This is a genomic window from Sulfitobacter sp. PR48 (assembly GCF_028807335.1).
GTDB lineage: Bacteria > Pseudomonadota > Alphaproteobacteria > Rhodobacterales > Rhodobacteraceae > Sulfitobacter.
In genome coordinates this window covers 164398-189371 of record NZ_JARAMM010000005.1, presented here as the reverse complement: position 1 = coordinate 189371, position 24974 = coordinate 164398, and the positions used below count along the sequence as shown (strand labels likewise).

Genomic DNA, 24974 nt, shown 5'->3' with positions numbered 1-24974 from the left:
CGTGACGAACCACACACCGATTGTCCTGACCATTGCCGGCTCTGACAGTGGCGGCGGGGCTGGCATTCAGGCGGACATCAAGGCGATCTCGGCAACCGGGGCCTATGGCGCGAGTGTCATCACCGCGGTGACCGCCCAGAACACAACAGGCGTGACAGCGGTGCATGAGATCCCCGCCGATGTTGTTGCCGCGCAGATCGACGCGGTCCTGTCGGATCTGGATGTCGATGTGATCAAACTGGGGATGTTGTTCTCCGTACCGATCGTTGCGGCCACCGCGGAACGCCTGGCTTTGTTCGACGGGTTGAGTGTCGTTGATCCGGTGATGATCGCAAAATCGGGTGATGCGCTGTTGCAGGATGCCGCCGTGACGGCCCTGATCACGCAGATCCTGCCGCAGGCTGGCCTGCTCACCCCGAATTTGCCGGAGGCCGCGCGGTTGCTGGGCACAACCGCCGCCACAACGCTCGAAGAGATGGTGCAACAAGGGCAACGGCTGGTCGGGTTGGGGCCAAGGAACGTATTGATGAAAGGCGGGCATAGCATTGGCGGCATCTGCACCGATGTGCTGGTCAATGAAAGCGGCCTGGTCGCGACGTTTGCCGCGCCCCGGATCGACACGCGCAACACCCATGGCACGGGATGCACCTATTCCGCCGCGATTGCAGCCTATCTTGCACAGGGGCGCGACCTTGAGGATGCCGTGAAAGCGGCGCACGGATATCTTCATGCGGCGATCAGGGCCGCCGATACCCTGCACATCGGAAAGGGTCATGGCCCCGTTCATCACTTCCATGGTCAATGGAAATGACCGAAGTCACGATCATAGGGGGCGGCGTTGCCGGTCTTTGCGTCGCGCGGACACTGCTGGATTGCGGGGTCGGTGTGGTCTTGGTGGACCGGCACAAGGATATTGGCCCCCATGCCTGTTCCTGGTGGGCGGGCGGCATGCTTGCCCCGTTCTGCGAAGGCGAAAGCGCCGAGGAACCCGTTGTCAGGCTGGGACGCGAAGCCGCAGACTGGTGGGAGGCCAAGACCGGCGCGGTCCACCGGTGCGGCTCGCTTGTCGTATCGTCGATGCGCGACACAGCCGATCTTGCCCGCTTCGCCCGGCGCACCACGGGTTTTCGCCATGTGAGCGGAGCAGAGATTTCAGACCTGGAACCCGATCTGGGCGGAAGATTTACCAAAGGATTGTTCTTTGAGAGCGAGGCCCATCTTGCCCCCCGCCGCGCACTTGCCCGATTGCGCGCCAGTCTCCTGGCGGATGGTGCGGTATTTGTTCAGGAAGATGCCGACCCCGACAGATATGCACAACGCGGTCTGACCATTGATTGCCGGGGATATCAGGCCAGGGACAGACTGTGTGACCTGCGTGGTGTCAAAGGCGAAATGCTGGTTCTGTCCTGCCCCGATGTCAGCATATCGCGCCCGATCCGCCTGCTGCATCCCCGGGTTCCGCTGTATCTGGTGCCCCGTGGCGACGGTGTTTTCATGCTGGGTGCGACGATGATCGAAGGGCAGGCAGGCAAGTATGTTACCGCACGTGCCTTGCTGGAATTGCTCAGCGCCGCCTATGCGCTGAACCCCGCCTTCGGGGAGGCCGAGGTGCTGGAAATCGGCGTTGATAGCCGTCCTGCCTTTCCCGACAACCTGCCGCGCATCCGGCGCAACGGAAACCTGATCCGGGCCAACGGCCTGTTCCGGCACGGCTTTCTTCTGGCCCCGGCGCTGGCGCGGATGGTGGCCGATCTGATCATTGACAACAAAACGCCTGAGGTGATGGATGAAACTGCTGCTTAACGGAGCCCCGATCGACGCGCAGGTTGCGACCCTGGCCGATCTGCTTTTGGCCGAAGGCTTTGGCGATGCCAAAGTTGCCACTGCCGTAAACGGCGAATTTGTGCCCGCACCGGCCCGCCCGGATCATGCGCTTTCGCCGGGCGATGCGGTTGAGGTCCTTGCCCCGATGCAGGGGGGCTAGGCCATGTCGGAATTTTACGGCACGACATTGCCCAATGGCCTGATGCTGGGGACCGCACAATATCCGTCCCCTGCAATCCTGGCGGATGCCTTCAAACGCAGCGGCGCCGGCGTGGCGACCGTATCCTTGCGTCGTGAAAGCGGTCAGGACCGCGCCGGTCAGGACTTCTGGCAGCTCATTCGCCAGCTCGGTGTGCACATCCTGCCCAATACCGCCGGGTGCCACAGTGTCAAAGAGGCGGTGACAACTGCACATATGGCGCGTGAAGTGTTTGATACCAGGTGGATCAAGCTGGAAGTCATTGGCGAAGAAGACACCTTGCAGCCCGATGTCTTTGGCCTTGTCGAAGCCGCGCGCATTCTGTCCGAGGACGGGTTTCAGGTGTTTCCCTATACCACGGAGGATCTGGTCGTGGCCGACAGGCTGCTGCACGCGGGTTGCGAGGTGCTGATGCCATGGGGTGCGCCGATCGGGTCGGGGCTCGGGCTGAACAATGTCTTTGGCCTGCGCGCCATGCGAGCCCATTTCCCGGATGTGCCATTGGTCATTGATGCGGGCCTTGGCCTGCCGTCCCATGCAGCCGCCGCGATGGAGATGGGCTTTGACGCTGTTCTGCTGAACACAGCCGTGGCCAAGGCAGGTGACCCCGCCGCCATGGCAGAGGCTTTTGCAAGTGCGATCCGGGCCGGACAGCTGGCCCATGCCGCCGACCCGATGGGCCCGCGCGACATGGCGGCCCCGTCGACCCCGGTGATCGGAAAGGCGTTCCTCGAATGACATTGGATCGCTTTTGTCCGATTTTCGACAGTGCGGATTGGATTGAACGGCTTGTTCCGCTTGGCATCAAACTGGTGCAATTGCGGATCAAGGACGCAGCGCCGGATGTGATAGGCGACCATATCCAGCGTGCGAAACGGATCTGCGTGGCGCATGGCTGCACCTTGATCGTCAACGATTACTGGCAGGCCGCAATTGATGCCGGTTGCGATTACATCCACCTGGGGCAGGAAGACCTGGATGACGCAGACATGGCTGCCATCCGCGCCGCAAAGCTGCGGCTGGGGATCAGCACCCATGACAGGGCAGAGCTGGCGCGCGCGATGGCGCTGGCCCCTGATTACATCGCCCTGGGTCCGATCTATCCGACGATCCTGAAGAAAATGAAATGGCATGAACAGGGTCTTGCAAAGCTGACCACCTGGCGCGGGCTGATCGGGAAGACACCCTTGATCGCAATCGGCGGCATGTCGGTCGACCGCGCGCCGGGGGCATTCGAGGCAGGCGCCGATGTGGTCGCCGCTGTCACCGACATCACCTTGAACGAAAACCCCGAGGAGCGTGTCCGCGCCTGGTTGAGGGCGACAAGATGAGCCGATATGCGCGTCAGATCTGCCTGCCCGAAGTGGGTCTTGCGGGGCAGGGGGAAATCCAGGCTGCACATGTCCTTGTGGTGGGTGTCGGCGGCCTGGGGGCACCGGTACTGCAATATCTGGCTGGCGCAGGGGTGGGGCGGCTGACCCTGGTGGATGGTGACCTGGTTTCGCTGTCCAACCTCCACCGGCAGACCCTGTTCCGCGAGGCGGATGTCGGTCGGGCCAAGGTCTCTGTCGCCGCCGCAACCCTGCGGGCGTTGAACGGGGCCTGCGCAATCGACACTGTCGAGACCCCGCTGGACCCCGCGAATGCGGCTTCACTGGTGTCCCGGGCCACGCTTGTTCTGGATTGCGCCGACAGTTTTGCCACCAGTTATATCCTGTCCGATACCTGCAAGGCACTGGGCGTCCCCCTGATCAGCGCATCTGTCTTGCGACTGGGCGGCTATGTGGGCGGCTTTTGCCAAACGGCACCCTCCTTGCGTGCCGTGTTTCCTGACCTGCCTGACCGCGCGGAAAGTTGTGCCACTGCCGGGGTCATGGGCCCCGTTGTCGGCATGATCGGGGCCGCTCAGGCACAGATGGCCCTGGCATATCTGATCGGCCAGAAACCATCCCCATTGGGCCAGCTGATCCGCTTTGATATGCAGAATTTCCGATCCAGCGGGTTCCGGTTTGACACCGCACCGGACCCTGAAGCGGATTTCACCTTCGTCGCCGCCTCCGAGGTGACCGGCGGCGATTTTGTCGTCGAGCTGCGCGGCAAGGATGAAGCCGTGATCCCGGTCACCACAGATGCGCGGCGCCTCACCGTGGCGCAATTCGCCGATCAACGGCCAACGCCAACCGCCGGTCAGCGCGCGGTCTTTGCCTGCCGAACCGGTTTGCGCGCCTGGCAGGCCGCCCGTCATCTTCGCTCCTATTGGGGCGGCGACATCACCTTAATCGCAATGGGCGACAGCCCGCCAACAGGAAGATAACCGATATGAAACTGACCCATTTGACTGCCGCTCTTTCCTTTGCGGCCTCTCCCCTGATGGCCGCCGATGAGATGAGTGTGCTGCTCGATTGGTTCATCAACCCCGATCACGGACCGATCATTCTGGCGCAGGAACTGGGATATTTCGCGGAACAGGATCTTGAAGTTGCAATCATCGCCCCAGCCGATCCGTCCGATCCGCCAAAGCTGGTGGCTGCCGGACAGGCCGATCTGGCGGTGTCCTATCAACCGCAGCTTCACCTGCAGATACATGAAGGCCTGCCGTTGCAACGTGTCGGCACCCTGGTCGCCACACCGCTGAACTGCCTTCTGACCCTCGCGGACGGACCAATCCGGACCCCTGCTGACCTGGCAGGCAAAAAGGTTGGTTATTCCGTCGGCGGGGTCGAAGAGGTGGTGCTGGGGACAATCCTGCGCCACCATGGGCTGTCCCTGGAAGATGTGGAAATGGTCAATGTAAACTGGTCGATGTCCCCCTCCCTGATGTCTGGTCAGGTCGATGCGGTCATCGGTGCCTATCGCAACTTTGAACTCAATCAGATGGAAATCGAAGGCGTCGGGGGCAATTGCTTTTTCGTCGAGGAAGAGGGCCTTCCTTCCTACGATGAGCTTATCTACGTCGCCAACTCCGAGACGATGGACAAAGACAGGATTGCCCGCTTTCTGGCCGCGACCGAAAAGGCGACGCAGTACATGGTGAACAATCCCGAGAAGAGCTGGGAAATCTTTTCCGGCACCTCGGCCGAGTTGCAGGACGAGCTGAACGCCAGGGCCTGGGTTGATACATTGCCACGTTTTGCCCTGCGCCCAACAGCCATGGATGAGGGTCGGTATGCCACGTTCGAGGCCTTCTTGCATGAGGCCGGGCTGATCCCGTCGCAAAACCCCGTGTCCAGCATCGCCATCGACGTGACGGCGAACTGATGGCACCGGATTATGGCAAGACATTCGCGCATTGGCGCGCGGGGAGCGCTGCTGCGTGGCAGAAGTACACGCATCACGCATTCGTCGAGGGCCTGGGCGATGGCACCCTGCCGCGTACCGCGTTCCTCCATTACCTGATCCAGGATTATGTGTATCTGGTCCATTATGCCCGCGCGTGGTCGCTGGCTGTGGTCAAAGCGGAAACGCTTGAGGAAATGAAAATCTGCGCCCGCACGGTTGACGCATTGGTCAATCACGAGATGTCGCTGCATGTAGAGACTTGCGCGGCCGAAGGGATTGACGAGGCCACCTTGTTTGCCGCGCCGGAAGCTGTCGAAAATCTGGCCTACACCCGTTTTGTGATGGATGCCGGCGTTCAGGGCGACTTTCTGGATCTCATGGCGGCATTGGCCCCTTGTGTCATGGGCTACGGTGAAATCGGCTTGCGGTTGGCGGGCAGCAAAGCCACGGACACACCCTATGCCGCATGGATCGAAACCTATGCGGACCCCGAGTATCAGGCGGTATGCGCCAGGGTCGGCGCGATGATCGACGCTGCCGTGGCGCGCCGGGTCGGTGATCTGCCCCAATCGCCGCGGGCCGCGGCGCTGCAGGACCGGTTTACCAAGGCGACAAAACTGGAAGTCGGGTTCTGGCAAATGGGTCTGGACGGCGCATGACCAAGGCACCGGGGATCATGTTGAAGGGCCAGCACCGGATCGGCGACCGGGTTCTGTTTGACACCGACCTGCAGATCCCCGGTGCACAATGGACCTGTCTTTTGGGTCGGTCGGGTGTCGGCAAATCGACGATCCTGCGGCTGATCCTTGATCTTGAGACGGGCGGCACATTCAACGGCTCAATTGCGGCCACGGATGGCATGCCATTGGCAGGCCGTATCAGCTATATGGCACAATCGGATCTGTTGCTGCCCTGGCTCTCGGTGCTGGACAATGTCTGTATCGGCGCGCGGTTGCGGGGCACGGCCCCGAACATCGGGCGTGCCCGCGATCTTTTGCACCGGGTCGGGTTGTCAAACCATGCAGGCCAGAAACCCGCCTCCCTGTCCGGCGGGATGCGGCAACGCGCGGCCCTCGCGCGCAGCTTGTTCGAGGATCGGCCAATCGTCTTTCTGGACGAGCCGTTTTCGGCGCTTGATGCCGGCACACGTGCCGACATGCAGGAACTGGCGGCCGAGGTTCTCAGGGGCCGCACCGTTTTGCTGATCACCCATGATCCCGCCGAGGCCGCCCGTCTGGCGGATCAGATTACCGTCATGTCGGCGCAAGGGACGCAAAACTGGCCACCCCCTGCAACTGCCGCATTGAGAGAAATCAACGCCGCCGAAACGCTCGCCTGCCAGGCCCGGTTGCTTGCCCATTTGCGGGGTATGGCCGCATGAAGCTGCGCGATACCTTGCTGGCCCTGGTGATCGGGCTAGGCCTGTGGCAGGTGCTGGTCGTTGCCACCGGCGCCCCCCATTTCATCCTGCCGTCGCCCTGGCGGGTCGCACAGGCCGCATACAAGAGCCGTGTGATTATCGCCGAAAATGCCTGGATCACGGCAATCGAGGTCATGCTTGGGTTGCTGATCGGCACGGTACTTGGTGTCGCAACAGCCATTCAGCTGGCGATCTCAAAGACCGCCGAACGGCTGATGCTGCCCATTCTTGTCTTCACCCAGGCCGTGCCGGTTTTTGCGCTGGCCCCCTTGCTGACGCTCTGGTTCGGTTATGGCATGGGATCGAAAATCGTCATGGCGGTGCTGATCATCTACTTTCCTGTCACCTCCGCCTTCCATGACGGGCTGACGCGCATAGATGCCGGATACCGCGATCTGTCGGTTTCGATGCGCGCCGGCACCTGGCAATTCATGCGGCACATTCAGATACCCCAAGCACTTCCCAGTCTTGGCACCGGTCTGCGGCTTGCCGCGGTCTATGCGCCGATCGGGGCGGTGATCGGCGAATGGGTCGGGGCCTCCCGGGGGCTTGGCTATTTGATGCTGCTCGCCAATGGCCGCGCGAAGATTGACCTGATGTTTGCCAGTCTGATCGTGCTCGCATGTCTGACCGTGATCCTGCATGTCTCGGTTGGCATCCTGGCCAACAGATTGACCTGGTATGCTCAGGGCAGGTCGCGGTCATGAAAGCATCCGGAGGCGGGCCGGGGTCAACGGCCCGGCCCTGCGCCATCGAACTCAGAACTGGCGGCTGATTGAAACCTTGATCGCCCGGCCCTCACCTTTGGCACAGCCATAGCCGTCATAGCAGACGCCAAAGTAGTCATGGTCAAACAGGTTGCTGATGTTCAGGTTGATGTCAAAGTTTCTTGTGGCATAGGTCACCGCCATGTCCGCCACGGTATGGCTGGGTGTGATCCGCAGGTTGTTCTGTGTCGAGTAGGACTCCGAAACATAGCGGATACCCGCGCCAAGGCTCAGACCCTGAACAAGCGCCGAAGCATCGTAATCCAGCCAGAGCGACAGCTGATGCATCGGGGCCATCGCATTGGCATTACCGAGCTTGGACGGATCCGAAGACCTGGTGATTTCCGAGTCGAGGTAGCTATAGCTCAGAATGCCCTGGGTATGGGCGGCCAGCCGGCCCCGTGCTTCAAGCTCAAGCCCTTTGGAGCGGACTTCGCCCACCTGTGTAAAGCTTGAGAAGGTCGGGTCTGATAGGTCGTAATCTTTCACATTTGTCTTGCGCAGATCAAAGACAGAGGCGCTGAACATAAGATCGTTCGTCGGTTGATAGCGCAGACCTGCTTCCCACTGCCGGCTTTTCGACGGATCCAGGGTCTGGCCGGTGATCGTTGTGCCGACGTTCTGGATAAAGCCTTCGGAATAGCCCAGATAGGGCGTCAACCCGTTGGCGAATTCGTGGGTGATGCCGATCATGCCTGTTGCCGCGCTGTCGCTTTGGCTGCTGGTGGTGCCGGACAACAGGTCGGTGGCTTCGTTTTCGAACCGGCTGTAGCGCAGCCCGGCGGTAAGCGCGGTGCCATTGGCAAACTTCATGTGGTCCTGAAGGTAGACGCCGGTTTCTTCGTAAACACTGCGGTCGCGCGAAGACAATGCCGGATCGGCCACGGGAAAGTCAAAGACCGGATTGCCGTAGGGCAGGGTATAGATGGTGCCGTCGTAGAATTGTGTGACATTGGCGCGGCTGTATTGGTAGTCGACGCCGGCAATCAGGCTGTTGTCCGCCCCGAACAGCTGGCTGTCCCATTTCACGTTGTTGTCGATGCCAAAGGTCCTGGCGTCTTCGTCATTCCGGAACGCGTAATAGTGCAGGCCCGCGGCATCCGCATAGCTGTAATCAAGATGTGCGTAATCGGTGGTCTGATGGGCGAAACGGACGCGTTGGTTAAAGAGGAAGCCTTCTCCAAACTGATGGCTCAGCTCCCAGCCAAGTGATTCCTGGGTGGTCTCGAAGTGGTTGTAGTCCGATTGCCGATAGGCAAAATCAGCGGGCAACGAGCCAAAGGCGGGGTCAAAGTCTTCTCCTGCGATTGGCGAGAAGATCAGCGGTGTCCTGGCGTCCTGCTGTACGTGGCCCAGCAGGGTGAGGGTGGTGTTATCCGTCGGCGCCCAGGTGAACCCGCCCGCCAGGAACGCGCGGTCATTGTCCGAACCGTCGATCTCGGTTTCGCCGTTGCGCAGCAGGGCGGTGACGCGCGCGGCCATGGTGCCATCGGCGCTGATTGTATCGGACCAGTCGAAACCGGCCTCGGCAGTGTTATTGCTGCCATAGCTCAGCCGCCCTTCCGCCAGGCGGTCAAAGACCGGCCGTTTGGTCACCAGATTGACCATGCCGCCGGCATCGTTCGACCCGTACAGAACACCCGCCGGGCCGCGCAGCACGTCGACCCGGTCGATCATGAAGGGATCGGTCGTAAAGCCCGAAAAGCTCAGCGCCTTCTGCGGCAGCCCGTCGCGGTAGAGTGCATTTGTGCCCATGTCGAAGCCACGGATCGAAAACTGATCGAACCGGTCGTCGGTGCCCCAGGTCGAGGGGTTGATCCCCGGGACATAGGCAATTGCGTCTTCGACCTCGTCGGGTGCGCGGGTCTCAAGCTCGGTCGAGGTGACAACGGATATCGACTGGGGAACTTCGCTGAGCGGCACGCCGGATTTCACGCCGGTTTCGGTGGCAGGCGCCAGATATCCGTCCACCCGGCCCGAGTAATCCAGTTCATAGCGCAACAGGATCGAGGGCAATTTTACCGCATCGCCATCCTGCGCCTGCGCGGTCTGCGCCGCCAATGCAATACAGGTTAGCGCCGTGCAGCCTGCCAGAATGCCATTCAGCGATATGCGGGGGAAACGGGGGGCGGGGAAATCTGTCATCTCGGGTCCTGTCAAGCGGCGCATGTGTCATGCGGGATATGCTGATGAAGAGATCAGCACTCGCCTGGGAGTGACCTGGGTGGGCGCAACCTACGGCTCTGATTGCGGGTGTCAATCCGCTTTTCCCCCTTGCAGCGCGCGTTGAAGTTTCGGGGCGAGGCGCTGTGCGGCCCAGGGGATCGACAGCGGTGTCTGAAAGCTCATCGCGCCGGTTTCGTCCTCATCGGCCCAGACCGACCGGCCCGCTTGCGCAAGGGTGCTGGCCTGATAGGCGGGCAGCGCCTCGATCAGTTCTCGCCCCGCTGTATCGCCCAACCACAGGGCCAGATCGCGCTCAAACAGGTCGATCCGTTCCAGGCTGACCAAAAAATTGCCTGCCGCACTTGCCAGGGTTTCGAATTCCGTGGGGATCTCAAACCCCAGATCGGCCATGAAGCGGTTGGCGCCGTCCGCGGGGCCATATCCCACCAGCTTGGTGCCCGCCACATGGGCCACCGCCACGCTGGCCCCGTCAAAGGCCGGGAATTGGGCGCGGGTGTCGGCCAATACGGCGTCAACATCGGCAATCACCGTTTCGGCGCGGTCCTCTCGGCCCGTGGCGCGGGCAATCAGGCGCAGTTCTTCTTGCCAGGGCGCGCCCCAGTCGGGGAAACCCTCCGGCGGGCCAACCACGGGCGCGATGCGCGACAGTTGCGCATAGGTGGCCGCGTCCATCGGTGCAAAGCTGGCCACGATCAGATCGGGCTGCAATTGCCAGACCCATTCCAGATCAATCTCGAACCCGCGCTGCACCTGTGGCGCTGCACCGACAGCCTTGCGCGCGGCATCCGCCCAGATCCAAGTCGCAAAGGGGCGCGCGCCGAACCATTCGTGCACCCCCACCGGCGCAAGGCCCAGAGCATAGAGAAAATCCTGCTCGTGATAGCCAACCGAGACGATCCGCTGCGGCGGCGCGTCAATGCGGGTGGTGCCGAAACGGTGGATGATCTGGACCGGCTCTGCCAGGGCAGGCACGGACATCATGAACAGGCAAAACAGCAGTACGGCGCGCATCAAACTCTCCTCGGGTCGGGATGCTTGGCACCTGGCGTCTGCTGGGTGCGCGGACATTCCATGGGCGCCGTTGCGCTGTCAAGCCATTGGCAGGGGTTGCAGGAGCAGGGTTTCCGGGGCTATCTGCAGCACAGCCAGCCCTGCGCCCGCCAACACCCTCTCTTGCTGTTGGATTGTCATGGCCCCGCTGCGCCCCCTGTACATATACCTGTTGTTGTGGAGTGTTTTTGCGCTGGCATTGCTGTGTGCCTTGCGGTTCGGCACGGCGCAGATGTCGGCCGAGGCGCTGTTGCACGGCGATGCAGGATTGCTGTCGGCGCGCGGATTTCGTGCCCTCTGTGCAATGGCGGTGGGCGCGGCACTGGCGGTGTCAGGGCTGATGCTGCAAAGCCTGACGGGCAATCCGCTGGCCGATCCGGGCATCACCGGCATCAATGCCGGGGCGGCGTTGATGGCCGTGGCAACGGCGCAATTCGTGCCGTCGGCCAGTGCGGGGATGGTGATGGTCTCCGCCATAGCGGGGGCCGGGCTGGCCGGGCTGGCATTGTGGCTGCTGGCCGGTGGTGACGCCGGGCTGGGCGGCGAAGGCATCGCGCTGCGCCTGCCCTTGGCGGGGCTTGCCATCGAGGCATTGTGCCTGTCGCTGGCGATGATGCTGATCCTGACCGATGCGCAATCGCAGGCGCGCTATCTGCACTGGATTTCGGGGGCGATACCGCCTGTGTCACGGGGCGAAGCTGTGCCCCTGCTGACCATCTGCGGCGCTTTGGTTGCAGGCATCTTCCTGTGCAACAGGCTGGCGCTGCTGACGCTGGGCGCGGATCAAAGCCACAGTCTGGGGCGTAATCCACGGGTGACCATCTCGCTGACGCTGGCACTGGTCACCGTGTTATCCGGCGCATCGGTGGCCATTGTCGGGCCGATTGCCTTTCTGGGCCTGCTGGTGCCCTTTGTCGCGCGCGGGTTGGCGGGGCCCGCATTGCGGCGGGCCTATGGCTATTGCGTTCCACTGGGCGCGGCGGTGTTGATGGCCAGCGATGTGGCGGGGCGGGTGATCGTGCGCCCGGGCGAGATTGATGCCGGTCTGATCCTGGCCATGTTCGGCGGCGTCGGGCTGGTTATGGTGCTGACCCGGCTGCTGCCGCGCGGCGCAGGGGTGCGGACATGAGGCGGGCGGTTTTGCTGCCCGCAATGTTGCTGGTGCTGGTCTGGCTGGCACTGGCGGGCGGGCGCAACTGGCTTGGCCCCTCGGCGTTGGTGCAGGGGCTGTTGGACCGGCAGGATTTCCTGATCTACGGGTTGCGCCTGCCGCGCCTGCTGATTGCGGTCGGGGCCGGCATGGCGCTGGGAATGGCGGGTGCGCTGATGCAGGGGCTGACGCGCAATCCGCTGGCGACGCCGGATATCATCGGGCTGACGCAGGGGGCGGGGCTTGGTTTTGCCATCGCGCTGTTGATGGACCTGCCTTTGCTGGCGGGGGCGGCCTGTGGTGCGGCGCTTGCGGTGGTTTGCGTGGCGCTGTTGGCACAGGGGCGCGGGGCGCTGGCCTTTGTGCTCTTCGGCATCGGGATCGGTGCCACAGCCGCCGCTGCCACAACGGTTTTGTTGGTGCTGGCACCGGATGCCAAGGCCGCCCGCGCGATGATCTGGCTTTCGGGGTCTCTGGCGCGTGCCGATCTGGCGACGGCGGGCTGGGTCTGGCTGGTGTTGCTGGCAGGCGGGGCGCTGATTGCCCTGCGCGCGCACCGGCTGGGATTGCTGTGGCTGGGCGATGACGTGATGGCGTCACTCGGGGTTGATCTGTCACGGATGCGGTTTCTGGTGCTGGGCCTTGTCACCGCGTTGACAGCGGCCAGCACATTGGCCGTTGGTCCCATCGGTTTCGTGGCCTTTGTCGCCGCCCCGCTGGCGCGCGCAATCAGCGGCGCCGAAGCACCGGCCATATGGCCCGCCGCGCTGACCGGCGCCTGTTTGCTGGTGGCGGCGGATTTGGTGGCACGCCTGGTCGCCCCTGTTGCCGTCTTTCCGACGGGTCTGGTCATGGGCGTGATCGGCGCTCCCTATCTGATCTTCTTTCTGTGGCGCGACCGGCAGGAGGCCCGGGCATGAATGATCCTCTTTTCAACGTCGAAGACCTGTCGCTGCGTCTTGGGAACCGCCCTGTCTATGACAGTTTTTCCGTCGCTTTGCCCAAGGGCGGGCTGACGGGGATTGTCGGCCCGAACGGCTGTGGCAAATCCACCCTGCTGCGGTGTCTTGCGGGCATACAGCACCCTGATGCGGGGCAGATTGAATTTCAGGGCCATCCGCTGACAGACCAGGGTGCGCGCGAACGCGCGCAAAGCATCGCCTATCTGCCCCAGAACCCGCCGCTGGTGCCGGATATGAGCGTGGGGGGGCTGGTCGCCAAGGGGCGCACACCCTGGCGCAAGGCGTTCCGGCCGCTGTCGGACACCGATCATGATGCCATCGAAAGCGCGCTGGCCGCGACGGGCCTGTCCGATCTGCGCGCCACCCGCCTGAGCGCCCTGTCGGGCGGGCAGCGGCAACGGGTCTGGCTGGCATTGGCGCTGGCGCAGGACACGCCGGTGATCCTGCTGGACGAACCCACTGCTTTTCTGGACTTGCAGCATCAACTGTCGCTGTTGCGCCTGCTGCGCCAGCTTGCGGACGAACGCCAGCGCAGCATTGTCATGGTGCTGCACGAGCTGACCCTTGCAGGGCGGTTCTGCGATCATCTGCTGGGGCTGCGCGACGGCCAGCTGGTCTGCGCGGGACCGGCAGAGCAGGTGATCACACCGGATACGGTTGCAGCGCTCTATGATTTGCAGGCGGAAGTGGCCCGCGACCCCGTCTTCCAAAAACCCGTTGTTTATCCACGCGAATAGCAGGGGTCTGGCCGGGCATACCGTTGCGCCGCCGGACCCCATTCAACCTCAGGAGCTTTAGCATGATGCAAAACGTAGTGGCAGAAGGTCTGGCCATATCAGGCGGGACACGATGGTTTGATCTGAGGGACCGCGTGACAGGCGAAATCCGTCGCGTGTTCCTTTGGGTGCCACCCGGCAAAGCACCCGCCTCGGGCTGGCCGGCGCTATGGCTGCTGGATGGCAATGCCGTGATTGGCACAGCCGTAGATGCGATGCGCGCACAGGCCTTCTGGCCCACTGGCACCAACCTTGGCTGGGGTGTGTTGATTGCCGTGGGTTATCCGACCGACGACGCTTACGATTCCTTTCGCCGTAGCTGGGACCTCGGGCCGCCACCGGGGCAGGTCTATCCGCCCTTCACCCCCGATGGCCCCAAGGTCAGGACCGGCGGCGGCGCCGAGATGGCACGGTTCTTGCTGGAGGACGTGCGCAGCTTTGTCGAGTGCCGGACCCCGCTCGATCCCCAGCGGCAATCGCTCTTTGGCCATTCCTTTGGCGGGTTGTTCGCGCTCTGGCTGATGTTTACCCGCCCCGATGCCTTTGCCAACTGGATCGCGGCAAGCCCGGCAATCACCTGGGAAGACAGCTTTCTCCTCGATCATCTGGACCGCTTTGATGCCGATGGTCGGCCACTGCGGGTGCATCTTTCGGCTGGCGAATGGGAAGGTGATGCGCTGGCACCGTTTCAGGCCAATGGACCCGAAGCCGAAACGCGCATGGCGGAAAAGGCCAGGACCCGCACCGTCGCCGCCGCGGAAGAGATGGCCGCAGCGCTCTCGGCGCGGGGGGTCACGACCCGGTTCGAGATTTATGCAGGCGAGACCCATATGTCCGTATTGCCCGTGGCGGTGAACCGCGCGCTAAGCTGGGCCTTTGCCCTTTCAGTCGATTAAGGCGCCCGACCTTACATCTGAATCACCCTGTGTCACGAATATCCCGGGAGCGCCGCAGGCGCGGCAGGGTATTCGTGTTTCAGGTTTAAGGTCGGGCGCTCTAACCCGCCGCTGGGGCTGCTACCGGTCCAGCGTGCGTGACAGCCCGGCTTTGACACGCCGCAGGGGAATCGAGCTTTCGATGGAGGCGACGCCGGGAACCTTGGTGAATTTGCCGGTCAGAAACCGCTCGAAATCAGCCGGGCCGCGTGTCGAGACGCGCAGGAGGTAGTCGCGATTGCCTGTCATCAGCCAACAGTCAACGACTTCGGGAAAGCCGCGCACAGCGGTTTCGAACCGGGCCAGGGCATCATCGACCTGACGGTCCAGCTTGACCGAGACAAAAACCGAAAATTCGAAACCCAGCGCCGCCTCGTCGATCAGGGCGGCATAGCCGGAAATCACCCCCGCCTTTTCAAGGTTTCGCAACCGCCGCGCGACGGGCGAGGGGCTGAGGCCGATCTTTTCCGCAAGATCGTTTATTGTGGCACGCCCGTTGCGCTGCAGCTCGTGCAGGATTTCGATGTCGAAACTGTCCAGGTTGGTGGATAACATCGGAGAATAGCCAAATATTGGTGATAATAATCAACCTAGCATATAATCGAATGAATAATAGGTGAGAAACGGCATATCCGTGGTGCTAATATCGCGTGGATACGCAACCCGAACTGTCGCCCCGGAGCAAGCACAATGTTACAACAAGCCACCGCGTTGAAAATACTGGAGGATCGTCTCCTGTGGCTGTCGCATTGGATGATCCATCACGCCAATCACATCCGCCCGAAACAGGACGGGATCAAGGTGGGCGGGCATCAGGCAAGCTCGGCTTCGATGGTGTCGATCATGACTGCGCTCTACTTTTCCGCGCTCAGGCCCGAGGACCGGGTGGCGGTCAAACCGCATGCCTCGCCGGTCTTTCATGCGATGCAATATCTGATGGGCAACCAGACGCTGGAAAAGATGCAGAACTTTCGCGGCTTTCAGGGTGTGCAAAGCTATCCCAGCCGCACCAAGGACGTGGATGATGTGGATTATTCCACCGGTTCTGTCGGGCTGGGTGTGGCGATCACGGCCTTTGGCGCGCTGGTTCAGGATTACATCACCGCCAAGTCCTGGGGTGGTGAGCTGACCCAGGGTCGGCATGTGGCGCTTGTGGGCGATGCCGAACTTGACGAAGGCAACATCTACGAGGCCTTGCAGGAAGGCTGGAAGAACGACCTGCGCAATTGCTGGTGGATCATCGACTATAACCGCCAGTCGCTGGACGGCGTGGTTCGCGAGGGCCTGTTCGAACGGATCGAAAAGATTTTCGAGGCATTCGGCTGGAACGTGATCCGCGTGAAATACGGTGCCCTGCAGCGCGCGGCATTTGCCGAAGAGGGTGGCGATGCGCTGCGCGCCTGGATCGACGCCTGCCCGAACCAGCAATATTCGGCGCTGACCTATCAGGGCGGCGCGGTCTGGCGCAAACGGCTGATGGAGGACCTGGGCGATCAGGGGCCTGTGTCCCGCCTGCTCGACAAGCGTGACGACGAGGCGCTTGCCGCGCTGATGGAGAACCTTGGCGGCAATTGCGTGACCACCATGGCGGAGGTTTTTGCAAGCGTCACCGACGAAAGGCCCACCTGTTTTCTGGCCTATACGATCAAGGGTTGGGGAACACCGATTGCCGGACACAAGGACAACCATGGCGGTCTGATGACCAAGGCCCAGATGGCAGGTTGGCAGGCGCACATGGGCGTGCCGCAAGGACAGGAGTGGGAGAAATTTGCCGCAGTGGAAGATGTGGCAGCCCTGCAATCCTTCCTCGACACTGTGCCGTTCTTTGCCCGGGGGCGCAGGCGCTATGACGACGCGGTGCTGCCTGTCCCGGAGATACAGTTTTCTTCCGAGCGGGAAATTTCGACGCAGATGGCCTTTGGCAAGATTCTGGATGATCTGTCCAAGGGTGACAGCAAGCTGGCCGAGCGTATCGTGACCATGTCGCCGGATGTGACCGGCACCACCAATCTGGGCCCCTGGGTGAACCGCCGCAAGCTTTTTGCCCGCACTGCACAGACCGATGCCTTTATCGAACATCGCATCCCCTCCACCGCGAAATGGGAGTTCACTCCGGAAGGGCAGCACATCGAACTGGGCATCGCAGAGAACAATCTGTTCCTGCTGCTGGGGGCTGCGGGCCTGTCCCATTCGCTGTTTGGCAAGCGCCTGATCCCGATTGGCACGCTTTATGATCCCTTTGTGGCCCGCGGCCTCGATGCGCTGAACTATGCCTGTTACCAGGACGCGCGGTTCATGGTGGTTGGCACCCCCTCCGGCGTGACGCTGGCACCGGAAGGCGGCGCGCATCAGTCCATCGGCACCCCGCTGATCGGGATGAGCCAGGATGGTCTGGCCGCCTTTGAACCCGCCTTTGCCGATGAGCTGGCCGAGATCATGGCCTGGGCCTTTGGTTATTTGCAAAAGGACGGATCAGGCGACCCCGACGAACGTACCTGGCTGCGCGATGAGACCGGCGGCTCGGTCTATCTGCGGCTCTCGACGAACCCTATCGAGCAGCCGGGCAAACGCGCCGATGACCTTTGGCAGCAGGGCGCGGTCGACGGGGCCTATTGGTTGCGGCCTCCGGGGCCAAACTGCGAGGTGGTGATCGCCTATCAGGGGGTCATTGCATCAGAGGCGATCAAGGCGGCGGGCGAATTGGCCGAACACCGGCGCGATGTCGGCGTTCTTGCAGTCACCTCGGCGGATCGGCTGAACGCCGGCTGGACCGCTGCGCAGCGCGCGCGGGCACGCGGGCAGGCAAATGCGCAAAGCCATGTGGAGCGGTTGCTGGGTGAACTCTCTCCCCATTGCAGTCTGGTAACTGTCATCGACGGGCATCCGGCCACGCTGTCCTGGCTCGGTGCTGTCGGGGGTCACAAGACGATCCCACTGGGGGTCGAACACTTTGGCCAGACAGGTGCGATTGCCGACCTTTACAGACACTATGGCATCGACAGCGACGGGATCGTTCAAAAGATCAGCGGGTTGACCCATGGCCGCAGGATCAATGCTGCCTGACGGCTAGGTGCCGGAGGCGGTTCACGTCCGACATCTCACGCCAGTGTTTGCGCGATATGCCAGGCCGCCGCGAGGTCCTGAACGATCAATCCATGGGACTTGTAGCCGGTGATCTGGGTGGCGGATGTTCTGCCGGTCGCAGCACCGGCCAGCACAGCGCCAAGCTCAGTCACTTGATAGGCCGCGTCGATGGCACCGGCGGCCCGTGCCTCCATGATTTCACCGGATTCCCGTGAAGAGCTGTCGAGCGAATCCGTGAACATCAGCATCCGGGCGACGGCAGTGTCATCGACTTCGCGCATGTCGGCGAGGCTCGCCCCGACAAGGTTCAGGTGTTGGCCCGGCTCAAGGTCAGCGCCCGCAAGAAAGGCCGAGCGGGCGGCTGTCGCTGTGGTGATCACATCGGCGCCGGTGATCGCCTCGACAAGCGAGGTGCAGACCCGGACGGGCACCGGCGCGTCAGGGAAACGGTCGGCAAGATCCCGGGCGGCCTCCGGACGGCGGGCCCAGATGCGGATTTCCGACGGATCGAAACATTCCAGGGCCCCGCGCAAGTGGTACTCTGCCTGTTCGCCTGCGCCGCAGATCGTGAAAATGCGCGGATCGGCACGGCCCAGCCTGCACGTGGCGAGCATCGACACGGCAGCAGTCCGCAGCGCTGTCAGCGCGTCCGCCTCGATGGCGGCAACCGGGCGGCCATGTTCGCTTTCGAACAGCAGCACAAAGCCCTGATGACTGGACAAACCGTGGCGCGGCGCATCCGGGTAAAGGCTGAGCACCTTCGCGCCGTGCAGCGGGGGATTGTGCAATGCGCCATACATCATGCCCATGCGTCCGGCCTCGTTGATCGGCACGACGAAGCGGGGCGGGTGCAGCGCTTCGCCCGCCGAGATGTCCTTCATCGCGGCTTCCATCACCGGGACAAGTTCGGCCACCGTGATCCGGCCCAGAACGTCCTTTGCCGTAATAACCCTCATGTCGCGTCGCCTCTTGGTGCCGGGAACGGGCTCACGACCCGCGCGGCGCAATGGATCAGGAGAATGACGCAGGTGATCGGGATGACTGAACCCAGCAGCGCCATGTTGAGGCCCAGACCCGGAGAACTGCGCCCCATGCCGCGCCAGACAAAGCCGCGCTCGATGTTCAGGTTGGGGCCGAAGAAGGAATAATGCAGCACCGGCACAAGGAAGATCACCAGGGCCGCCACCAGGGCCACCCGGGCCAGAAGCTGGTGCCGCGCGGAGGAGGCGCTGGTCACGGATACGATAACGGGGTCCAGACCGCGCCGGAATGCGCAGGTTGCACCCAACAGACCGCCCCATACCATCAGATAGCGGGCCAGTTCCTCGGTCCAGGCATAGGGGCTGCGCATGCCGTACCGCGCCGTCACCTGCAGCAGGATGACCAGGGCGATCCCGACCAGGGCCGCCTTGGCCAGCGCGAGGCAGATGCGATCCAGCCCCGCGCTCAGTTTCACGATTTGCCTCATTCGCGCGATGCGTCTGCCAGGGTCTGCATCTCGGCGACCGATCCTTCCGGCATCAGTTCATCCCAGACGGCCTGGCTCCGGTTCTTGAACTCTTCCAGCGCCTCGTCCGAAGGCGTCGTCACGGTCACGCCTGCAGCTTCCAACATCTCGATCTCCTTCTTTTCGGCGGCAAAGGTCCATTCCTTGTTGTTGGCGTTCGCCTTCTCGACTGCGGCATCGACGGTGGCCTTGCTCGCCTCATCCAGCCCCTCGTACCAATCCGCCGACATCAGCGCGGCGCGGAAAGGCGTGCCTGCCTTGAGATTGGTGAAATGGGTCAGGAATTCGGTATGTTTGAAGATCAGCGGGACGGCGGGCGGGTTGAAATAGCCGTCCACGATGCCCTGCTGCACGGCACCTGCGAATTCCGGCATGTCCACCACGACACCCTGCGCGCCCCAGGCTTCGAACAGTTTGACCTGTGTGGCGTCAATGGCCCGAAGGCGCAGCCCTTCGACATCCGCGACGGAGGCCACATCCTTTTTCGTGTTGAACAGACCCATCTGACCGCCAAGGCCCGGCAAGCCCGCGATCATCACGCCCTGTCCTTTCATGTTTTCGCGAATCCCGTCCAGAAGCGGGCTGTCGGTGTCCTGCGTCGCCCGGAAGAACTGGGCTGAATCGTCAAAGACGTAAGGGGCCAGGAACCCCAGGATGCGCGGATCGACCTGCGCGATCATCACGAAATTGGTCACGCCGAACTGGAGCAGACCCTGCGACAGCTGGTCGACGATCTCGGGGTCCTTGCCCAGGCTCGCGCCGACAAAGACGGTTGCTTCCATCCCGCCTTCACGCAGAGATGCGGCAAAGTCTTCGGCGTAAACCCAGTCAGAGCACGCAGGTACGGCGGGGCATTGGACCGCGATCCGGACCTCCTGTGCCAGCGCCGGTAAGGTGAGAACGGCGCCAAGCGCCAGACCCGAGAATGTCTTGCGGAAGATGTTCTTCATTGTGGTTCTCCTTGGTTAAAGGGTGCGGATTCAGTTGATAAGCCCGAGCAGTCGCGGCAGTGCGAGGGTCAGTTCGGGGACGAGAATGAGAAGGATCAGCAGCGCGACCTGGACTGCGAGAAAGGGGAGAATGGCCAGCGACAGCTGCAGGTAGGAAACGCCGCTGGCGGCTGAGACAACCATGAGTATTCCGCCGAACGGCGGTGAGATCAGGCCAAGTGTCAGGTTGAGGCAGCTGACCACGCCCACATGCACCGGATCGGCCCCGGCGAGGATGGCAGCCGGGATCAGGACAGGCACCATCAGAACAAGCGCCATGGTCACATCCATCACCATGCCTGCGGCGAACATCACCAGGCTGGCGATCAGGAAATACCCGGTCGGTCCCAGATCAAGGCTGGTGACCGTGGCTGCGATTGTCTCGGGCAGGCGCATGATGCCGATGAGATAGCCAAAGACCGCCGCGGCGAAGAGGATCATGAAGATCGACCCCGTGAGCATCGCCGCCGTCTCGACCGCTTTTGATCCTTCCGCGAGGGTGTGGCGCAATGCGGCACGGGGGCGGTCCCGGCCAAGCAGCCGGTAGACGAAGACCAGCGCGACGGTGATTGCCACGGCCAATGCGGCGGCCTCTGTCGGGGTGACCACGCCAAAGACGATGCCGCCGACAATCACGATGGGGATCAGCAGGGCGGGGACCGCGCGAATGACCGTGTCCCGGAACGGCGGCAGCTCTGTTTGCGCACCGCCGGGGTGATCGTCGCGCCGGGCGACGAACCCGTTGTAGGCGAATAGGAAAGCCGCCATCAGCAGACCCGGCACGATGCCGCCCGCGAACATCGCCGCGACCGAGACGTTCATCAGTGCGCCGTAGAAGATCATGACGATAGAGGGGGGTATGATCGGCCCGATGACACTGCTGGCCGCCGTGAGGGCCGCCGCGAAATCAACCCGATAGCCGCGGTCCACCATCGCCGGAACCAGCGTCTTGGTCGTTGCCGCGGCATCGGCCACGGCGGAGCCTGAAATGCCCGCGAGAAAGACGCTGGCCGCGATGTTCACATAGCCCAGCCCGCCCTTGAAACGCCCGACGATCAGCATTGCGAGATCAATCAACACCCGGGTCACGCCGCCTCGTGTCATCAGCTCTCCGGCAAGGATGAAAAGTGGCATCGACAGGAAGGTGAACACGTCAATCTGGCTGAAGATCCGTTGCGGCATGATTGCCAGATAGTTGCCATAGCCCGTCGCGATGAAGGCAAGGACGGCCGCCGATCCGGCGACATAGCTGAGCGCCACGCCACCCATGATCGCGAACCCGATAAAGGCAATGATGAGCAGGGCTGCCAAAGTGATACTCCTTGCGCCCATCCTCGCTTTCGTATACGAAATATGTCAAGGAAAAACTTCCGAAAGGAAATATTGATGCCAGAGAAGGCAGCTCCGGTCGAGACACAAGAGGCGCTGAGCGCTTTCGGCAGAAAGGTCCGCAGGTTGCGGCAGGGCAAGGGGATGACCCTGCAACAGGTTGCCGACCGTGCGGGCATGGCGGGTTCGACCATTTCCAAGATCGAGAATTCCAACTTGTCGCCGACCTTCGACGGGCTGCTCAAGCTCGCGCGCGGGCTGGATGTTGACCTGACCACCTTGCTGGCGGGAGAGAACGCAACACAAGAGCCGCCGGTCCCGTCCATGGGCCGCCTGAACGTGACACGGGCGGCGGAACGTGTGGGCCACGACGCGGCGACCTATGTTTACGAGCCCCTTGCCATGGGGCTGAAGCAAAAGCAGATGGATGCGACCTTTGTCGTGGTCAAGGCGCGGGCGGTGGAAGAATTCGACCACCTTGTGTCTCATCCCGGGGAAGAGATGATCTTTGTGCTGACCGGCGAAGTCGAACTGCATTCGAACCTCTATGCCCCGATCCGGCTCGCTTCCGGGGACAGCGCCTATTACGACGCCAGCATGGGCCATGCGCTGATCTCGGTCAGTGCGGAGGATGCGACGCTTTTGAATATTGTGACCGGCGGCGATGGCCGGTTGCCAGGACAGGGATGATATCATGCTGACACGTGACGAATGGATGAGCCACGATCTGGTCGGGCTCGCGGGGCTTGTCGCAGAGGGTCAGATCGCACCGCGTGCAGTTCTGGAAACCGCGATCAGGGAGATCGAGGCGCAGAATCCCCGGGTGAATGCCGTTGTCGTGACAGCGTTTGAAGAGGCGCTTGACGCGCTGGATGCGCGTGTCGAAGCGGGCGATACGCCCCGGTTCCTTGGCATGCCCTATCTGATCAAGGACCTGCATGCCCCGGTGCGTGGATTGCCATTGTCCAACGGGTCGGAGCGTTTCAAGGGCACCGTCTTTGACTTTGATTCAACGCTGGTGTCCCGCCTGCGCGCTGCCGGGTTTGGTTTGCTCGGCCGCAGTGCCTCGCCGGAATTTGGCCTGACGCTGGAAACCGACAGTGCCGCCTGGGGCACAACGCGCAATCCCTGGGATCTCGAACGGGGGGCGGGCGGGTCCAGCGGGGGGGCAGGTGCCGCGGTTGCAAGTGGGATGATGCCCGCCGCCCATGCGACGGACAGTGCAGGTTCGATCCGCATCCCGGCGGCGTTTAACGGATTGGTGGGCTTCAAGCCGAGCCGCGCATTGAACCCTTTCGGGCCGCATCGGGGCGATCCGAACCACGGCATCAGCCACGAACATGCGGTGGCTGTCAGCCTGCGCGACACCGCCGCAATCCTCGACGTGACCGCAGGGCCCGACACCGGCGCACCCTATTTTACCGCCAAACCCTCAACACCTTTCGAGGCTTTGATCGAACAGGCGCCCCGCCGCCTGCGCATCGGTCTGGTCACCACGCGGCTGGACGGAAAACCCATAGATCCCGTCTGCGCCGCCGCCGCGGAAAAGACCGGTCGGCTGTTGTCCGGACTTGGCCATGAGGTGGAAGAAGCGCTGCCCGATTTCGATGTTCAGGCGCTGACCGATGCGATGATCCGCGTGCTTCTGGCCTCGCTTGCCGGGCTGTTCCCCGGTGCCGGTGAACTGGGAGAAGAGGAATTGGCGGGTCTTGAGCCCATGACCCGCGCGGCCCTGCGTTATTCGCGACAGGTGTCGCTCTCCGATCACCTGCAGCGCACCGCCGTGATCAACCGCGAAGTCCGCCGCCTTGCCGCCTATTTCGAGCGGTTTGATCTGATGGTCACCCCGGCAACGGCAACGCCGCCATTGCCCCACAAGTCACTTCCCATGACGGCGACCGATCTTGACGGTTTTCTGGACCGTCTGTTCGAGTTGAGCCCGTTCACCGCACCTTTCAATGCCAGCGGGATGCCGGCCATTGTATTGCCCGTTCATCAGACACCCGAGGGTTTGCCGATCGCGTCGCAGCTGATCGGCAAGATGGCAGATGATGCCCTTGTCCTGAAAGTTGCCCGGCAGATCGAAGTTGCCTCGCCCTGGCGGGCCCGCCCCGCATAGACAGGGCAGGGGCGCAGCCTGACCATTGTCTCAATCGGGGTTATTTCAGGCTCTGGTTCCTGGCATCTGCGACCTTTGCCAGCGCCCGTTCAACTGCAGCAAGGAACAGGTCGACATGTTCGGCCTCGCAGATGAGCGGCGGGCGCACCTTCAGCGCATCTTCGTTCTCGCCGGTCGTGCTGACCAGCACAGCGTCGTCACGCAGGGTGTTCACCACATCCAGGGCAAAAGCCCGCTGCGCGTGTGGCGCCATATCTTCACCGCCCATATCCACGCCAAAGAACAGGCCGGCGTTGCGGATGGCGCGAATGCCCGGTTGCTGCTGCGCGATCTTTTCCAGACCGGCGCGCAGGCGCTGGCCCATGGCAAGGGCGTTCTGTTGGATCCGGTCCCGTTGCAAAATCGTCAGCACGGCATTGGCCGTCGCGATGCCCACCGTGTTGCCGGCAAAGGTGTTCGAATAGCGTGCGGTGTTGCCGAAGCGGTCCAAGGGTTCCCGCTGCCCCACAACGGCACCGATGGGAAAGCCGTTGCCCATCGGTTTGCCAAGGGTCACCAGATCCGGCACAACCTTGTGTCGTTCGAACCCCCACATATGGCTGCCGGCACGGCCAAAGCCCGGCTGGACCTCATCCGCGATCAACAGGCCTCCGGCCTCGCGTACCGCTGCCACGCCCCCTGCAATGAACCCCGGCGGGTCCACACAGACGCCATCGCTGGAAAAGATGCTGTCGATCAACAGGGCGGCCACGCCAATACCGCGGCGGTTCAGATCTTCGACGGCGGCGCGCACCTGCGCCTCGAAAAATGCAGCGGCCTGTGCCTCCGGCACACCAGCGGGGCCGGGCAGCGATACCATGCGCACATTCGGGCTCAACACGACCGCATCGCCCAGGTTCGGCGAGACCGCAGCCACCGCTGCGCTGGTGCCATGATAGGCATAATCAGAGACGATCACCCCCTCGTTGCCACTGCAAAGCCGTGCGATGCGCAGGGCCAGATCATTGGATTCGCTGCCCGTACAGGTGAATACCACCCGATCAATCCCGGTGGGGAATGTGGCGACCAGCCGCTCGGCATAATCGACCAGCTGCGGCTCCAGATAGCGGGTGTTGGCACTGATCCGGCCCGCTTGTTCCGCCATCGCGGCGTTCACTTCCGGATTGCAGTGACCAAGCGACGGCACATTGTTGTAAAAATCCAGATAGGGCCGGTCGTCCGGATCATAGAGCCACATGCCCTCGCCGCGGACAAAATGCACCGGTTGGCGATACTGAAGCCGGTAGGAAGCCCCCAGAACAGCATCGCGTCGCGCAATCAGAGCCGCCTCGCGCGGGGGAAGGGCGGATTGCCCGGGTCTGTAGCGGTTCGGCATAAGATCTCTGGTCATGACGGTT

Annotated in this window: 25 protein-coding genes; 17 read left to right on the top strand and 8 right to left on the bottom strand. The window is 62.6% G+C overall.

What is annotated here, in order from left to right; genetic code table 11:
• Window position 1: 1 nt before the first annotated feature.
• Genes thiD through PVW51_RS08685 form a run of 10 tightly spaced genes read left to right on the top strand, consistent with a single transcriptional unit; the run spans window position 2 to window position 7429 of the window.
• On the top strand, window positions 2-811 hold the full coding sequence (thiD, locus tag PVW51_RS08730; RefSeq protein ID WP_274574586.1) for a bifunctional hydroxymethylpyrimidine kinase/phosphomethylpyrimidine kinase: 810 nt from the start codon (window positions 2-4) through the stop codon (window positions 809-811).
• The gene (locus PVW51_RS08725; RefSeq protein ID WP_274574585.1) at window positions 808-1803 is read left to right on the top strand and encodes an FAD-dependent oxidoreductase; all 996 of its coding nucleotides are present in this window, start codon (window positions 808-810) and stop codon (window positions 1801-1803) included. Before thiD ends, PVW51_RS08725 begins: the two co-directional genes overlap by 4 nt.
• A complete protein-coding gene (gene thiS, locus PVW51_RS08720) occupies window positions 1787-1984 on the top strand; it encodes a sulfur carrier protein ThiS (RefSeq protein WP_067298097.1) in 198 nt (65 codons plus the stop codon). The genes PVW51_RS08725 and thiS overlap by 17 nt, the downstream gene beginning before the upstream one ends.
• 3 nt (window positions 1985-1987) lie before the next feature.
• The gene (locus PVW51_RS08715; protein ID WP_274574583.1) at window positions 1988-2761 is read left to right on the top strand and encodes a thiazole synthase; all 774 of its coding nucleotides are present in this window, start codon (window positions 1988-1990) and stop codon (window positions 2759-2761) included.
• On the top strand, window positions 2758-3354 hold the full coding sequence (locus PVW51_RS08710; RefSeq protein WP_274574582.1) for a thiamine phosphate synthase: 597 nt from the start codon (window positions 2758-2760) through the stop codon (window positions 3352-3354). Before PVW51_RS08715 ends, PVW51_RS08710 begins: the two co-directional genes overlap by 4 nt.
• A complete protein-coding gene (locus tag PVW51_RS08705; RefSeq protein ID WP_274574581.1) occupies window positions 3351-4337 on the top strand; it encodes a HesA/MoeB/ThiF family protein in 987 nt (328 codons plus the stop codon). Before PVW51_RS08710 ends, PVW51_RS08705 begins: the two co-directional genes overlap by 4 nt.
• Before the next feature lie 5 nt (window positions 4338-4342).
• A complete protein-coding gene (locus PVW51_RS08700) occupies window positions 4343-5281 on the top strand; it encodes an ABC transporter substrate-binding protein (protein WP_274574580.1) in 939 nt (312 codons plus the stop codon).
• Window positions 5281-5961 (top strand): thiaminase II, encoded by a 681-nt coding sequence (tenA, locus tag PVW51_RS08695; protein ID WP_274574579.1) that lies wholly within the window; start codon window positions 5281-5283, stop codon window positions 5959-5961. Before PVW51_RS08700 ends, tenA begins: the two co-directional genes overlap by 1 nt.
• The gene (locus PVW51_RS08690; RefSeq protein ID WP_274574578.1) at window positions 5958-6683 is read left to right on the top strand and encodes an ABC transporter ATP-binding protein; all 726 of its coding nucleotides are present in this window, start codon (window positions 5958-5960) and stop codon (window positions 6681-6683) included. The genes tenA and PVW51_RS08690 overlap by 4 nt, the downstream gene beginning before the upstream one ends.
• On the top strand, window positions 6680-7429 hold the full coding sequence (locus PVW51_RS08685; protein WP_269360550.1) for an ABC transporter permease: 750 nt from the start codon (window positions 6680-6682) through the stop codon (window positions 7427-7429). Before PVW51_RS08690 ends, PVW51_RS08685 begins: the two co-directional genes overlap by 4 nt.
• Before the next feature lie 51 nt (window positions 7430-7480).
• Here the strand turns inward: PVW51_RS08685 and PVW51_RS08680 are convergent, their stop codons facing one another.
• Window positions 7481-9634, bottom strand: a complete 2154-nt coding sequence (locus tag PVW51_RS08680) for a TonB-dependent siderophore receptor (RefSeq protein ID WP_274574577.1) — start codon at window positions 9632-9634, stop codon at window positions 7481-7483.
• A gap of 111 nt (window positions 9635-9745) precedes the next feature.
• The gene (locus PVW51_RS08675) at window positions 9746-10687 is read right to left on the bottom strand and encodes an ABC transporter substrate-binding protein (RefSeq protein WP_274574575.1); all 942 of its coding nucleotides are present in this window, start codon (window positions 10685-10687) and stop codon (window positions 9746-9748) included.
• Window positions 10688-10865: 178 nt separating this feature from the next.
• Between PVW51_RS08675 and PVW51_RS08670 the strand changes: the two genes are divergently transcribed.
• From PVW51_RS08670 to PVW51_RS08655, 4 genes are all read left to right on the top strand, one after another.
• Window positions 10866-11855 (top strand): FecCD family ABC transporter permease, encoded by a 990-nt coding sequence (locus PVW51_RS08670; protein WP_274574574.1) that lies wholly within the window; start codon window positions 10866-10868, stop codon window positions 11853-11855.
• Entirely contained in the window at window positions 11852-12796 is a 945-nt protein-coding gene (locus tag PVW51_RS08665; RefSeq protein WP_274574572.1) for a FecCD family ABC transporter permease, read from the top strand. Before PVW51_RS08670 ends, PVW51_RS08665 begins: the two co-directional genes overlap by 4 nt.
• Window positions 12793-13575 carry an ABC transporter ATP-binding protein gene (locus tag PVW51_RS08660; RefSeq protein WP_274574570.1) on the top strand — a complete coding sequence of 261 codons (783 nt, stop codon included), beginning with the start codon at window positions 12793-12795 and terminating at the stop codon, window positions 13573-13575. Before PVW51_RS08665 ends, PVW51_RS08660 begins: the two co-directional genes overlap by 4 nt.
• 62 nt (window positions 13576-13637) lie before the next feature.
• Window positions 13638-14510 (top strand): alpha/beta hydrolase, encoded by an 873-nt coding sequence (locus PVW51_RS08655; RefSeq protein ID WP_274574569.1) that lies wholly within the window; start codon window positions 13638-13640, stop codon window positions 14508-14510.
• A gap of 120 nt (window positions 14511-14630) precedes the next feature.
• Here PVW51_RS08655 and PVW51_RS08650 read toward each other — a convergent pair whose 3' ends face one another.
• Window positions 14631-15104, bottom strand: coding sequence for an Lrp/AsnC family transcriptional regulator (locus PVW51_RS08650; protein ID WP_269360560.1), 474 nt, complete (start codon window positions 15102-15104; stop codon window positions 14631-14633).
• Window positions 15105-15239: 135 nt separating this feature from the next.
• Between PVW51_RS08650 and PVW51_RS08645 the strand changes: the two genes are divergently transcribed.
• Window positions 15240-17612, top strand: coding sequence for a transketolase-like TK C-terminal-containing protein (locus tag PVW51_RS08645; protein ID WP_274574567.1), 2373 nt, complete (start codon window positions 15240-15242; stop codon window positions 17610-17612).
• 35 nt (window positions 17613-17647) lie between these two features.
• Here the strand turns inward: PVW51_RS08645 and PVW51_RS08640 are convergent, their stop codons facing one another.
• The 4 genes from PVW51_RS08640 to PVW51_RS08625 are packed head-to-tail and all read right to left on the bottom strand — an operon-like array spanning window position 17648 to window position 21440.
• Window positions 17648-18589, bottom strand: a complete 942-nt coding sequence (locus tag PVW51_RS08640; protein ID WP_274574566.1) for an ornithine cyclodeaminase family protein — start codon at window positions 18587-18589, stop codon at window positions 17648-17650.
• Window positions 18586-19089 carry a TRAP transporter small permease gene (locus tag PVW51_RS08635; RefSeq protein WP_274574565.1) on the bottom strand — a complete coding sequence of 168 codons (504 nt, stop codon included), beginning with the start codon at window positions 19087-19089 and terminating at the stop codon, window positions 18586-18588. Before PVW51_RS08635 ends, PVW51_RS08640 begins: the two co-directional genes overlap by 4 nt.
• Window positions 19090-19097: 8 nt before the next feature.
• Window positions 19098-20090, bottom strand: coding sequence for a TRAP transporter substrate-binding protein (locus PVW51_RS08630; RefSeq protein WP_274574564.1), 993 nt, complete (start codon window positions 20088-20090; stop codon window positions 19098-19100).
• A gap of 30 nt (window positions 20091-20120) precedes the next feature.
• Entirely contained in the window at window positions 20121-21440 is a 1320-nt protein-coding gene (locus tag PVW51_RS08625; RefSeq protein WP_274574562.1) for a TRAP transporter large permease, read from the bottom strand.
• A 75-nt stretch (window positions 21441-21515) separates the two neighbouring features.
• On the opposite strand from PVW51_RS08625, the gene PVW51_RS08620 reads away from it, so the two are divergent.
• Window positions 21516-22148 carry a helix-turn-helix domain-containing protein gene (locus PVW51_RS08620; RefSeq protein WP_274574561.1) on the top strand — a complete coding sequence of 211 codons (633 nt, stop codon included), beginning with the start codon at window positions 21516-21518 and terminating at the stop codon, window positions 22146-22148.
• 4 nt (window positions 22149-22152) lie between these two features.
• Window positions 22153-23577 carry an amidase gene (locus tag PVW51_RS08615; RefSeq protein ID WP_274574560.1) on the top strand — a complete coding sequence of 475 codons (1425 nt, stop codon included), beginning with the start codon at window positions 22153-22155 and terminating at the stop codon, window positions 23575-23577.
• A gap of 40 nt (window positions 23578-23617) precedes the next feature.
• Here PVW51_RS08615 and PVW51_RS08610 read toward each other — a convergent pair whose 3' ends face one another.
• Complete coding sequence (locus PVW51_RS08610; RefSeq protein ID WP_274574559.1) at window positions 23618-24967, bottom strand: aspartate aminotransferase family protein; 1350 nt, start codon at window positions 24965-24967, stop codon at window positions 23618-23620.
• Window positions 24968-24974: the final 7 nt, after the last annotated feature.

Coding starts and splice junctions, on each gene's coding strand:
- PVW51_RS08725 (WP_274574585.1), top strand. CDS start 808: ATGACCGAAGTCACGATCATAGGGGGCGGCGTTGCCGGTCTTTGCGTC.
- thiS (WP_067298097.1), top strand. CDS start 1,787: ATGAAACTGCTGCTTAACGGAGCCCCGATCGACGCGCAGGTTGCGACC.
- PVW51_RS08715 (WP_274574583.1), top strand. CDS start 1,988: ATGTCGGAATTTTACGGCACGACATTGCCCAATGGCCTGATGCTGGGG.
- PVW51_RS08710 (WP_274574582.1), top strand. CDS start 2,758: ATGACATTGGATCGCTTTTGTCCGATTTTCGACAGTGCGGATTGGATT.
- PVW51_RS08705 (WP_274574581.1), top strand. CDS start 3,351: ATGAGCCGATATGCGCGTCAGATCTGCCTGCCCGAAGTGGGTCTTGCG.
- PVW51_RS08700 (WP_274574580.1), top strand. CDS start 4,343: ATGAAACTGACCCATTTGACTGCCGCTCTTTCCTTTGCGGCCTCTCCC.
- tenA (WP_274574579.1), top strand. CDS start 5,281: ATGGCACCGGATTATGGCAAGACATTCGCGCATTGGCGCGCGGGGAGC.
- PVW51_RS08690 (WP_274574578.1), top strand. CDS start 5,958: ATGACCAAGGCACCGGGGATCATGTTGAAGGGCCAGCACCGGATCGGC.
- PVW51_RS08685 (WP_269360550.1), top strand. CDS start 6,680: ATGAAGCTGCGCGATACCTTGCTGGCCCTGGTGATCGGGCTAGGCCTG.
- PVW51_RS08680 (WP_274574577.1), bottom strand. CDS start 9,634: ATGACAGATTTCCCCGCCCCCCGTTTCCCCCGCATATCGCTGAATGGC.
- PVW51_RS08675 (WP_274574575.1), bottom strand. CDS start 10,687: ATGCGCGCCGTACTGCTGTTTTGCCTGTTCATGATGTCCGTGCCTGCC.
- PVW51_RS08670 (WP_274574574.1), top strand. CDS start 10,866: ATGGCCCCGCTGCGCCCCCTGTACATATACCTGTTGTTGTGGAGTGTT.
- PVW51_RS08665 (WP_274574572.1), top strand. CDS start 11,852: ATGAGGCGGGCGGTTTTGCTGCCCGCAATGTTGCTGGTGCTGGTCTGG.
- PVW51_RS08660 (WP_274574570.1), top strand. CDS start 12,793: ATGAATGATCCTCTTTTCAACGTCGAAGACCTGTCGCTGCGTCTTGGG.
- PVW51_RS08655 (WP_274574569.1), top strand. CDS start 13,638: ATGATGCAAAACGTAGTGGCAGAAGGTCTGGCCATATCAGGCGGGACA.
- PVW51_RS08650 (WP_269360560.1), bottom strand. CDS start 15,104: ATGTTATCCACCAACCTGGACAGTTTCGACATCGAAATCCTGCACGAG.
- PVW51_RS08645 (WP_274574567.1), top strand. CDS start 15,240: ATGTTACAACAAGCCACCGCGTTGAAAATACTGGAGGATCGTCTCCTG.
- PVW51_RS08640 (WP_274574566.1), bottom strand. CDS start 18,589: ATGAGGGTTATTACGGCAAAGGACGTTCTGGGCCGGATCACGGTGGCC.
- PVW51_RS08630 (WP_274574564.1), bottom strand. CDS start 20,090: ATGAAGAACATCTTCCGCAAGACATTCTCGGGTCTGGCGCTTGGCGCC.
- PVW51_RS08620 (WP_274574561.1), top strand. CDS start 21,516: ATGCCAGAGAAGGCAGCTCCGGTCGAGACACAAGAGGCGCTGAGCGCT.
- PVW51_RS08615 (WP_274574560.1), top strand. CDS start 22,153: ATGCTGACACGTGACGAATGGATGAGCCACGATCTGGTCGGGCTCGCG.
- PVW51_RS08610 (WP_274574559.1), bottom strand. CDS start 24,967: ATGACCAGAGATCTTATGCCGAACCGCTACAGACCCGGGCAATCCGCC.